General features: G+C 50.6%; 10 protein-coding genes and 1 pseudogene. 6 read left to right on the top strand and 5 right to left on the bottom strand.

Annotation, left to right across the window (positions count from 1 at the left end):
- Window positions 1-34: 34 nt before the first annotated feature.
- The 4 genes from pssA to AC53GJ_RS19350 all read left to right on the top strand — a co-directional run bounded on the left by pssA (window position 35) and on the right by AC53GJ_RS19350 (window position 3,799).
- Entirely contained in the window at window positions 35-1,366 is a 1,332-nt protein-coding gene (pssA, locus tag AC53GJ_RS19365) for a CDP-diacylglycerol--serine O-phosphatidyltransferase (RefSeq protein ID WP_496730035.1), read from the top strand.
- Window positions 1,367-1,462: 96 nt separating this feature from the next.
- Window positions 1,463-2,554, top strand: a complete 1,092-nt coding sequence (locus AC53GJ_RS19360; RefSeq protein WP_496730034.1) for a serine hydrolase domain-containing protein — start codon at window positions 1,463-1,465, stop codon at window positions 2,552-2,554.
- A 14-nt stretch (window positions 2,555-2,568) separates the two neighbouring features.
- A complete protein-coding gene (locus tag AC53GJ_RS19355; protein WP_496730033.1) occupies window positions 2,569-3,396 on the top strand; it encodes a PhzF family phenazine biosynthesis protein in 828 nt (275 codons plus the stop codon).
- 73 nt (window positions 3,397-3,469) lie between these two features.
- Entirely contained in the window at window positions 3,470-3,799 is a 330-nt protein-coding gene (locus AC53GJ_RS19350; RefSeq protein ID WP_496730032.1) for a hypothetical protein, read from the top strand.
- 63 nt (window positions 3,800-3,862) lie between these two features.
- On the opposite strand, the gene AC53GJ_RS19345 is transcribed toward AC53GJ_RS19350, so the two are convergent.
- From AC53GJ_RS19345 to yjgA, 3 genes are all read right to left on the bottom strand, one after another.
- Window positions 3,863-4,516: a DedA family protein gene (locus AC53GJ_RS19345; RefSeq protein WP_496730031.1), complete on the bottom strand. Its 654-nt coding sequence runs from the start codon at window positions 4,514-4,516 to the stop codon at window positions 3,863-3,865.
- A 435-nt stretch (window positions 4,517-4,951) separates the two neighbouring features.
- A complete protein-coding gene (gene fusA / locus AC53GJ_RS19340) occupies window positions 4,952-7,057 on the bottom strand; it encodes an elongation factor G (protein WP_496732824.1) in 2,106 nt (701 codons plus the stop codon).
- A gap of 270 nt (window positions 7,058-7,327) precedes the next feature.
- Entirely contained in the window at window positions 7,328-7,855 is a 528-nt protein-coding gene (gene yjgA, locus AC53GJ_RS19335; RefSeq protein ID WP_496730030.1) for a ribosome biogenesis factor YjgA, read from the bottom strand.
- Between the two features lie 134 nt (window positions 7,856-7,989).
- Between yjgA and pmbA the strand changes: the two genes are divergently transcribed.
- Window positions 7,990-9,336, top strand: coding sequence for a metalloprotease PmbA (pmbA, locus tag AC53GJ_RS19330; protein ID WP_496730029.1), 1,347 nt, complete (start codon window positions 7,990-7,992; stop codon window positions 9,334-9,336).
- Window positions 9,337-9,421: 85 nt separating this feature from the next.
- Window positions 9,422-10,000: an outer membrane beta-barrel protein gene (locus AC53GJ_RS19325; RefSeq protein ID WP_496730028.1), complete on the top strand. Its 579-nt coding sequence runs from the start codon at window positions 9,422-9,424 to the stop codon at window positions 9,998-10,000.
- Window positions 10,001-10,014: 14 nt separating this feature from the next.
- Here AC53GJ_RS19325 and AC53GJ_RS19320 read toward each other — a convergent pair.
- Together AC53GJ_RS19320 and trhP are read right to left on the bottom strand one after the other, a co-directional pair.
- Window positions 10,015-10,206, bottom strand: a pseudogene (locus tag AC53GJ_RS19320) (YfhL family 4Fe-4S dicluster ferredoxin); the annotation flags it as partial.
- Window positions 10,206-11,558 (bottom strand): prephenate-dependent tRNA uridine(34) hydroxylase TrhP, encoded by a 1,353-nt coding sequence (trhP, locus tag AC53GJ_RS19315; RefSeq protein ID WP_496732823.1) that lies wholly within the window; start codon window positions 11,556-11,558, stop codon window positions 10,206-10,208. The gene trhP and the pseudogene AC53GJ_RS19320, both read right to left, overlap by 1 nt.
- Between the last annotated feature and the right edge of the window lie 179 nt (window positions 11,559-11,737).

Below are 11,737 nucleotides of genomic sequence, written 5' to 3'. Positions count from 1 at the left end.
ACGAGAACTGACATTTTTTATGCTGCAAAATTTGTTGAATAAACGCCGTCTGGCCGCGTTGCCGGCAACAGCCATCCAGGCTGATGCTGTGCAGCTGTTTTGCCATGCCACTGACTATAAACAACAGTTGTTGCAACTGATCGCACAAGCAAAAAAACGCATTCTGATCACCGCCTTGTATTTACAAGCTGACGAAGCCGGCGAGCAAATTTTGCGGGCATTGTTTACTGCCAAACAGCAGAACCCGTCGCTCGATGTGCGGATTTATGTCGATTTTCACCGCGCCCGTCGCGGTCTGATAGGTCAGAGTGGCGGCCGCACCAATGCCGATTTTTACCGGGCTGTAGCAGCGGATTACCCGCTGCCGATCGAGATTTATGGCGTGCCGGTGAAAAAGCGTGAGTTATTCGGTGTGCTGCATTTAAAAGGTTTTGTGTTTGATGACTCGCTGTTTTATAGCGGAGCTTCGCTCAATAACATTTATTTGGCCGAACAACAGCGCTATCGGGCCGATCGTTATCTGCAAATTGATAATCAGGCCTTGGCCGATGCTTTTGTCGCTGGCCAACAACTGGTGCTGGGTGATTTAACCGTGGTGCAAAATCTGTTAGCGGCGGAAGCTGATATTGCGCACGCTTATAAAGCGGGTCATCGCAACTGGCTAAAACATGCCCGCAATGGTCGTTATCCATTGCCGGATCAGCCGCAAGGCTCTGCCTTAACGGCATCGCTACTGATGGGGCTGGGTCGGCTGAACAATCAGCTGAATAAAAGCATTCTGGCGTTGCTGGGACTGGCTGAACGTGAAGTGCTGATTTACACCCCCTATTTTAATCCGCCGCCGGTACTGGCTAAAGCATTACGCAAGTGTCTGAAGCGGGGAGTGAAAGTGACTATCGTGGTCGGTGATAAAACCGCCAATGATTTTTATATTCCTCCGGGGCAGAAATTCAGCCGCATCGGCGGTTTGCCGTATCTGTACGAAACTATTTTGCGCAAGTTTGTGAAAAATAATCAGAAGTTTATTGATGCCGGTTTGCTGGAGCTGCGGTTATGGCGGCATCAGGATAATAGCTTCCATTTGAAGGGCCTGAGTGTGGATGGTCAGCGCCATTTATTTACCGGACATAACCTGAATCCACGGGCTTTTGCGCTGGATTTTGAGAATGCCGTGCTGGTGCAGGATGAGCTTGGCCAATTACAACCGCAGTTACAACAAGAGCAGCAACATATTTTTGCCAACACCCAACAAATTCAGCATTTTAGCCAGATTGAAATGTTACGGGACTATCCGGAACAGGTGAAAAAACTGCTGAGTAAACTCAAAGGTATTGGCGCTGATTTGGTGGTCAAACGGCTGATTTAAGCCACAGCTGTTCGCTCTGATCACAGACCGGTCAAGTTTATGGGTCAGCACCTGATGCTGGCCAGGCGAAATGCACAAACCACAAAGGATGGTGCGATGTCGATCATAAAAGGATTGCGTGAGTTTGCTGCTGCAGTCGTTGTCATGCCGCGGTTGCTGCTTGGTCTGATGCTGATGATAGCGCAGCAGCCTGTCGCATCGGCACAAACCCATCTGAAGGCGGCCTTCCATCCTGACAGTAAACTGCTGCAACAGGTGCTGCAACCCAAAGTCACGCCACGGCTGACTGGGGTTGCTGTACTGGCACAGAGCGATCGTTTGCTGTGGAGTTATGGTTATCATCCGGCAGCAGCGCTGACGGCGCAACATCAGTTACCGGTTGCCTCCATCAGTAAACAGATCACCGCAGTGCTGGTGCTGCAGGCTATAGCGCAACAGCGGTTGCAACTGGAGCAGCCGGTGGCCACTGTGCTGCCCGGCCACGCCAGTCAACTGGGTGATATTACGGTCCGGCAGTTACTGAATCATACCTCGGGCCTGGGGGCGCAGCCTGCAGTTCAACCTGGCCGCAGATTCAGCTACAACAATCAGAATTATCAGTGGCTGGCGAAGTTGCTGGAAGCTATTTATGCCGAACCTTTTGCCGTGCAGACTGAGCGGCTGTTTCAGCGTTGTCAGATGAGTGGCAGTTTTGCGCCTGACAGTCACAGGCCGGTCAGCACTGCGCCACGGCTGGTACAGGGCCAGTGGCTGCAGCATGGGCAATGGCAGACTGTCGATGCCAATCAATTTCCGCTGGAGAATGTTGCCGCCGGTGGCATGGTCAGCCACGCTGCCGATTTAATCCGCTGGCAACAATGTTTATATCAGGGCTCTGTGCTGCCGCAGGCACAATTAACCCAACTGGTAACCCCAGGACCCGAACGGACCGGACATCGCTGGGGTGGCTTGCATTATGGTCTGGGGATCCAGATTTTGCAGCAGGATGGCCTGCTGGAATATAGTCACGGCGGTTATCTGCCTGGTTATATGCTGACCTTGTTGTATTATCCGCAGTTTGATGTGTCGCTGGTGATCTGGCAGCCACAGAGTGGCGATGGTAGTGCGGTAAATGCCGATTTAGCGCAACAAGACGCTCTGCGCTCTGAGCTGCGACGGCAGTTAATCGCTCAGCAATCCCAAAATTGAAACGGAGGCACTTCATGCAACTGGATATTTATCAGGTCGACGCTTTTAGCAACCGGCAGTTTCGGGGCAATGCGGCGGCGGTGGTGCCTTTAACCAGCTGGCTTGATGATGCGCTGTTGCTGAATATTGCGCAGGAAAATAACCTGTCAGAAACCGCTTTTGTGGTTGAGTTGCAGCCCGGGCATTTTTTTATCCGCTGGTTTTCACCGCTGACCGAAATTGATTTTTGTGGCCATGCCACGCTGGCGGCTGCTTTTGTGTTATTTCGGCGCCAGCCAGCGTTAACCAGTATTCAATTCAGTACCACAGCAGTCGGCGATTTAACGGTTTGCCAGCAGCAAAACTGGTTACAGATGAGTTTTCCACAGCGGCCAGCCTTGGCGGTAGACGCAGTGCCGGCGGCGTTATTACAAGGTTTGCTGACCAAACCCGAACTACCGGCGCCCATCGAGATATTACGCAGTGCCCAAGCCTGGTTGGTGGTGTTTGCAGAGGCCGCCACAGTGCAGCAACTGACACCGGATTTTGCCCTGTTAAAACAGTTAGGGCCATGGGATGTGGTGGTAACAGCCCCTGGCACCGGTGTTGCCGACGGTAACTTTGATTTTGTCAGTCGTTATTTCTGGCCAGCCAATGGCGGTGAAGAAGATCCGGTGACAGGTTCTATCCACGCCGCTTTAACGCCATACTGGGCGGCTGCGCTTGGTAAAACTGAACTGTTGGCCTGGCAAGCTTCAAAACGCGGTGGTGAGCTGCGCTGTGCGCTGAAGGATGAGCGGGTGTTGGTGTCAGGCCAGGCGGTGCTCTATCTGCAAGGCAAACTGCACCTCATAGACATTTGAATTGTGGCTGCACCATAATAAGGTCAACATGGTCTAGTCTGGTTTTTAGTCTTCAACAAAACGGAATTTCGTAATGAAAAAATTGATATATATTCCTTTGTTATTTGTTATGCAATCGGCGATTGCAGGTACTGGTCAGGGTATAATAAAACAGATTGAATCAGGTCCGTTGTATGGAAATAAAATGTTTTTCACAATGGAGGGGACTGTCAGCGACCAGCCCAGTTGCCGAGATAATGCAAATTATCATTTTGTGTTTGACACGTCTGAACCTGGTGGCAAAGAGTTGCTTTCGCTGATTTTAAGTGCAAAAGCATCTCGTTGGCCTGTGGTAGTGTCGGGCACAGGCCAATGTGCTAAGTACAATGGCGTGGAAGATCTGCGCTGGTTACGTTTGTTGTAGCGTCTCATCACAAGACAGCACTCTGCCAACGCAGGATCTGTTACTATTGCCCTCCATAGCAGTTTATTCGCCGGTCGCCACTTTATTGCGCCGCAATAACCGATACAGGATGGCAAACACTGCCAGCACAAATAACAGCAACGAAATGAGCAGCAGGGCTTTGCCAAGCATTTGATGATATTGCTGCAAGAACGGCATTTTCATCAACAGACTGCTCAGCATGCCGAGCACCACAGACCAGCAAAAAGCACTGACCAGACTCATCATCAGCACTTTACGCAGCGGTAAACGCGTCATGCCCATCAGCATCGGCGTCAGCACCCGGACAAAAGGAATAAAACGGGAAGAAAACATCGCCAGCAGGCCATGCCGTTCCAGTAACCGGGTGGCCCGTGGCAGGCTGTCATTTGGCACCATCCGCTCGATATGGTGCATAAAGCGGGTATGCGCCAGCGCATGGCCCTGCCAATAAGCCACCATGCTACCGATACCGGCGGCCAGTGGAATATACAGATACACCACTTCCGGCGCTATCACACCAGTGGCTAATAAGCCGCCGGCCAGTAACACCAGACTATCGCCTGGCAGTGGTAAAAACACAAAAGCGGATTCCAGAAATAAAATCAGCAATAAACAGCCGATCAACAAATCCACTTTGCCCATTTGAAGGAGTTGGTCAAAATCCTGCTGCCAGATAGCCATAAGCATTTCTTGCATCTACTGCGGTTCCTCTACTGGGCAAGCCTCAAGCCTGCAAGTGCACTGGCGGCATGCTGGAGAGTCGGCATGCGGCTTTGATGTATTGCGCACAGATCAAAATGTTGCCGAAACGGGCTATTGGCTGTAGGTCAGACCAGGCACAGTGCCACAGGTTCCGGTAAGAGGCCGACTTTTTAACGTTTTCAGCGCCAGACGTCAAACAAAGTTTTTCGGTCAGGGCATCAGGGCTGAACGATTTTATCAGTTTGCCGCAACTGCAGGCTGTTGCTGCAAGGCTGTGTTTTATGCCAATCATACTGAATTTCGATATTGGCGCTGGCAGCGCAGCTGAATCTTCGTCTTGTCGCCAGCTGTAAGTCAAAGCTGGGTTTCAAAGCGATAAAAAAAGCCCCGCAGCTTGCGCTGGCGGGGCTTGTCGCAACGGCTTAAACCTTAGTTTTTAGCAGCAGCGGCTTTCTTTTCTTTTTCTTTCTGGATCACAGCGTCAGAGACGTTAGACGGACATGGTGAGTAGTGTGAGAACTCCATAGAGAACTGACCACGACCTGACGTCATTGTCCGCAGGGTAGAGATATAACCAAACATCTCAGACAGTGGCACGTCAGCTTTGATCCGAACGCCAGTCACACCAGCTTCCTGACCAGAGATCATGCCACGACGACGGTTTAAGTCACCGATCACATCACCGACGTGATCTTCAGGCGTGAACACGTCAACTTTCATGATTGGCTCAAGCAGTTGCGCGCCAGCTTTTGGTACTGACTGACGGAAAGCGCCTTTCGCAGCGATTTCGAACGCGATGGCTGAAGAGTCAACTGCGTGGAAAGCACCGTCGAATACTTCAACTTCAACGTCTAACACCGGGAAGCCTGCTAAGGTACCAGTGCTCATCATTGAAGCAAAACCTTTCTCGATGGCTGGCATGAATTCTTTTGGAACGCTACCACCCACAGTCGAAGAGATGAACTTGAAGCCAGAGTTTTGCTCGCCCGGACGAATGCGGTAGTCGATTTTACCGTATTGACCTGAACCACCAGATTGTTTCTTGTGGGTGTAGCTGTCTTCAACTTCACGGGTAATAGTTTCGCGGTAAGCAACCTGCGGCTGGCCAACCACTAACTCAACACCGTAAGTACGCTTCAGGATGTCTACTTTGATATCTAAGTGCAGTTCACCCATACCTTTGAGGATGGTTTCGCCTGAATCCGGATCGGTTTCAACGCGGAAAGTTGGATCTTCAGCCACCATCTTACCGATAGCGATACCCATCTTCTCAACAGAACCTTTATCTTTTGGCGTCACAGAGATAGAGATTACCGGCTCTGGGAATACCATTGGTTCTAACGTACATGGTGCTTTTGGATCACACAGGGTGTGACCAGTTTGGGTGTTGTTTTTCAGACCCACCAACGCGATGATGTCACCGGCCTGAGCTGTGGTCAGGTCAGTACGGTCATTGGCGTGCATCTCAACCATACGGCCGATACGTTCTGATTTACCGGTGAAAGAGTTCAGCACGGTATCGCCTTTGTTCAGTACACCAGAGTAAATACGGATAAAAGTCAGGGCGCCGAAACGGTCGTCCATGATTTTGAAAGCCAGCGCGCGGAATGGCTCGTCAGCAGAAACGATCGCGAATTGGCCAGTTTCAGCACCTTCTTCGTCAGTCAGTGGCTGTGGGTTTACTTCAGTTGGTGATGGTAAATAATCAACAACACCGTCCAGAACTAACTGCATGCCTTTGTTTTTGAAGGCAGAACCACAGAAAGTTGGGAAGAAGGCCAGGTCACGGGTACCTTTACGGATACAACGTTTGATATCTTCGATTGAAGGAACTTCACCTTCCATATAAGCCATTAACAGGTCGTCGTCTTGTTCTACGGCAGTTTCAATTAACTGCTCGCGGTACATAGCAACGTCGTCCAGCATATCGGCAGGGATATCTGTGACTGTGTAGTTTTCTGGCAGACCAGAATCATCCCACACGTAAGCTTTTTCTGTCAGCAGGTCAACCACACCAGTGAAAGTGTCTTCACGGCCGATTGGCAGCACCATGATCAGTGGCTGAGCGCCTAAGACTTTTTTAACTTGTTCAGTAACGCGGATGAAGTCAGCACCGATACGGTCTAACTTGTTGACGAAGATCAGACGCGATACTTTCGCATCGTTGGCATAACGCCAGTTAGTTTCAGACTGAGGTTCAACACCGCCTGAACCACAGAATACACCGATACCACCGTCCAGAACTTTCAGAGAACGGTAAACTTCAACGGTGAAGTCAACGTGGCCCGGGGTATCGATGACGTTGAAACGGTGACCTTTCCAGTAGCAGCTGACAGCAGCTGACTGGATAGTAATACCACGCTCAGCTTCCTGTTCCATGAAGTCTGTGGTTGATTCACCTTCGTGAACTTCGCCCAGCTTGTGGATTTTACCGGTCAGTTTCAGGATACGCTCGGTAGTCGTGGTTTTGCCGGCATCAACGTGGGCGAAGATACCAATGTTTCTATATAAGGATAAATCTGCTGACATAGTAATCTCAATAAGCTAGGGTTTGAAAATAGGGCGACAATATACAGGATTTTATTCTGATTTGCCCGAAAAAAAAGCAGCCCAGACAGCGAATTTCACCTGTCTGTCATCTGCCGGTTCAAAGCTGTGGCGGAAACTGCCAAAACAGCAGCCGCATCGCCATCAAAACGGCTATTTTTGCGGTATTGAACCACCGCATAAAAAGCCGGTACTGCGGCACTGGCCTGCGGCCGTCGTTGTGCGATAACAACAGCCACAGCGCAGTGCTTTTAAAAGTTATTCTTCCAGGATAAAAGGTTTAATCAGTTGAAACAGCTCACGAAAAGCTTTTGGCGGCTGATTTTTTTCCTGTTCTTTTTTCGCATTGCGGATCAGGGTACGTAATTGTTGCACGTCCACTGTCGGATAAGCTGCGACAAATTCAGTCAGGGTGTCGTTATTGGCAATCAGTTTATCGCGCCAGTCTTCCACTAAATGGAATTTACGGGTCGCTGCCTGATTGGTATTGCGGATAATGGCCAAACCGCGTTGTAACGGTTCTAAATCACGAGTCCGCATTAAACGGCCAATAAACTGGATATGACGGCGCAAAGCTTCGTGCTTTTTGCTCAGTTTGTCAGCCAGTTGTAAGGCATCAAGCAATTCAGCATCCAGCGGTAATTTGGCGCGGTTGGCGGCGCTTAATGACACCAGCTCTTCGCCCAATTCCTGCAATGCCTGCATCTCTTTTTTAATTTGCGTTTTACTTTTGCCTTCTTCGCGATCCCAATCATCGCCATGGGTAAAATCGGTAATATCTGCCATTCGTTGGTAATTCCATCGGAAAATTGCGGCAAGTATATCAAAAAAGCCCGTGCTCGTCGCGCTTCGCGCATCCTGTTCGGCAGATGCTGTGGTAAGCTTGGCAAATATTTGCTGCAACTGATAAAAGTGACGTGATGACTGCACCTAAACCAACCATCTGGCAAGAAATTGATGAAGTAAAAGCCGCCGTCAGCCAGGTGCTGGCGCATGCCAAAGCACTGGGCGCCAGTAGTGCTGAAGCTTCAATGAACCGTACCCGCGGCCTCAGCGTGGAAACCCGGCACGGCGAAGTGGAAACTGTGGAATTTAATCAGGATGGTGGTCTTGGCATCAGCATTTATGTCGGCCAGCGTAAAGGCTCGGCCTCGACGGCAGATTTGAGCCCGGCAGCGCTGAAGCGCACTGTTGAAGCGGCGATCGATATTGCCCGTTACACTTCCGAAGATCCATGCGCCGGCATTGCTGACCGTGACGCGCTGGAATTCTCACCGCCGGATTTGGATTTATTCCATCCGGCCGAAGTCAGTACTGCCGAAGCCATTGCCTATTGTGTGGCGGCGGAAGAGGCAGCTTTTGCCACTGACAGCCGCATTACCAATTCTGATGGCGCGTCCTTTTCGTCCCACCAGGGCTTAAAAGTGTATGGCAATAGCCATGGCCAGTTGGTTGGTTATCCGAGCAGCCGGCACAGTCTGAGCTGTTCAGTGATTGGCGAGGCTGGCGAGGATATGCAGCGGGATTACAGTTACACCGTCAGCCGCGAGTTAAGCCAATTGCGCGCTGCGGCCGACATTGGCCGGGAAGCGGCACTGGAAACTGTCAACCGACTGAACTGCCGTAAGTTAGGCACGCAAAAAGTGCCGGTTATTTTCCGCGCCGATATTGCCAGTAGTTTGTTCGGACATTTAGTCTCTGCCATTAGCGGTGGCGCCATTTATCGTAAGTCCAGCTTTTTACTGGATAAAGTGGGTCAGCCTGTGTTGTCATCCAAGGTCAATATTATTGAATTGCCGCATCTGGTGCGTGGCCTGGCCAGTAGTCCGTTTGACAGCGAAGGGGTGAAAACCTCCGATCGGCAAATCATTACCGATGGCGTACTGAACCAGTACCTGACGACCAGTTATTCCGGCCGCAAACTGGGGTTGCCAAGTTCAGGCCATGCCGGTGGCATTCATAACTGGCTGGTCAGCCATGGCGATGCCGATTTAGCACAATTGCTGCGGGATATGGGCACAGGGCTACTGGTTACTGAACTGATGGGGCAAGGCGTGAATGGCGTCACTGGTGACTATTCGCGTGGCGCTGCTGGTTTCTGGATAGAAAACGGCCAAATTCAGTACCCGGTGGCGGAAATTACCATTGCCGGTAATCTCAAAGAGATGTTTTTTGATATTGCCGCCATCGGCAATGATGTCGACAAGCGTGGTGGTGTGTTAACTGGTTCAGTGCTGATCAATCAGATGCAGATTGCTGGTCATTAATAGCCAGTTGAACTGAGCCAGTGGTTGGCCGCGGCTGATGTCGCGGGTCATGATTGTGAAGTTGATGATAAAAGGTGTCGGGAAGATGAAAAGGATGCTGGGGTTGGCGGCTGCTGCAGCGCTGTCTTGCAATGCGCAAGCGCAGTTGCTGGATGGGTTTGTCTATTATGGTGCTGCAGTGCAGACCCATGTCTATGATGATTTGTTGCTGAAAAACCGCCTAGAGGCCGAAGGCAAAAATGTTGGTTACCGTTTATTTACCGGTTATCAGTTTAATCGTTGGATCGGCGTGGAAATAGGCGCACAGCAACTGGCAGATGGCGACTTTGTGCTGAAAAATAGCGCTAACAATGCCTTGTTGGCGCAAAGCGATTTTCAAACCAAGGCACTGGATGCCAAGCTGGTGCTGAGCTATTCCTTTGCCGACGATTGGTTTGTCCGGGCGCAAACGGGTTTATTGGCTTGGGACAATAAAAGAACCGACAGCAGTATCACGCCACTGAGCAGCAACCGGCTTAAATCCAGTGGTGAAGACGCTTTGTATGGTGCCGGGCTTGGTTACTCTATTAGCCAGGATTATGCACTGACGCTGGAAGTGGAGAAATCCAAGGTTGCAGGCCTGGAGTTTGTCGGATTTAGTCTGAACCTGATGACCAAATTCTAAGCCTTTGCAGCAATGACACAGTCGATCGGGCAGACCGCAACACAGGTTGGCTGCGGATAAAAACCTTCGCACTCTGTGCATAACTCTGGATTGATCTGATAGATTTTGTTGCCACTGGCCATCAGCGTTAAACTGATGGCCTGATTCGGGCACTCCGGACCACACATATCACAATTGATACAATCTTCGGTAATCAACAAAGTCATCAAGCGCAACCCTGGGTTGTTGTGGTTTCTTCAACTGGTAAATCTCTGATCAGTAAAACAAAATCACTTTGCATTCCGACGGGTAGTTCCAACTGCACCCGATGTCCGGCACCAGGGGCACGCTGGATGGCAACGCCATATTTATCCCAAAGTGCTGACAGCCGAAGTTGCTGATTACCCTGCGGCGACATCAATAACAGACTATCACCGACGGCAAATTGATTTTTCACTTCGATCCACACCCGTGCCGGTTGCCCGGTTGGGCTAGCCGTGACCCAGCCATCTACTTCACCAACGAATTGCTGCAGATCACTGCCGGAGGCACTTTTCTGGTAGTTTTGCAGTTCTGCAATCGGTATATGGCGGCGTAAAAAACCTTCGGTATAACCGCGGGAGGCTAAACCATCCAATTCGGTCAGTAGTTCTGGATTAAAAGGCTGGCCTGCGATGGCATCATCAATAGCCCGACGGTAAATTTGAGCGGTGCGGGCGGCGTAATAAAATGATTTAGTGCGGCCTTCAATTTTCAGCGAATGTACCTGCGCTCTGGTCAGACGATCGACATGCTGCACGGCGCGTAAATCTTTCGAATTCATAATATAAGTGCCATGCTCATCTTCAAAGGCAGGCATCATTTCGCCTGGCTTTTGCGGGTCGGTTAACAAAATGACTTCATCCCGTGGCTGGCTGGCATGTAAGCTCGCGGGCACAAATTGGCCAACCGCATTCTCGGTGGCTGGGGTGACCTGATAAGGCCAGCGACAGGCATTGGTACAAGTGCCTTGGTTGGGATCGCGTTTATCCATATAACCGGATAATAAACAACGGCCGGAATAGGCCATACACAAAGCGCCATGGACAAAAACCTCTAGCTCCATTGCCGGTACTTGTTGCCTGATCTGTTCTATTTCTTCCAGCGCCAGTTCGCGTGACAGAATCACCCGCCGGATGCCTTGCAGTTGCCAGAATTGCACCGCAGCCCAGTTCAGGGTATTGGCTTGCACTGACAAATGCAGCTCCAAGGCCGGAAAATGTTGTTGCAGCAGAAAAATAACCCCAGGATCCGACACAATAAAGGCATCAGGCGCCAGCGCGACTACGGCCCGAATATCTTCCAGTAAGGTGTCCAGTTTGGCGTTGTGCGGCGCACTATTAAGGACACAATAAAACTTTTTACCCAGTGCGTGGGCTTCGGCAATGCCGATGGCCAAAGTTGGCAAATCAAATTCGTTATTGCGCACCCGCAAGCTGTATCTGGGCATCCCGGCGTAGACGGCATCAGCACCATAAGCAAAGGCAAAACGCATCGCTTTTAAAGTACCGGCCGGTGACAGTAATTCGGGCCGGAAAATTGCTGCTGGCGACATTTCGGCAGCATGATGTGACTTATTCACAGAGAACCTCATCGCGAGCTGGAAAAAATGGCGCGGATTATCCCAGTTGTTTGTGTGTCAACTATTGATCTGGCGCAGTATTTAAGTCGAAAGTTTTGTGATATGCCTGCATGTCTGTGAGGGGGGCTGTCCTGAAT

Source organism: Rheinheimera sp. B2H12, from assembly GCF_059620065.1.
The sequence above is the reverse complement of the archived record's forward strand: the minus strand, read 5'-3'. Positions and strand labels throughout refer to the sequence as shown.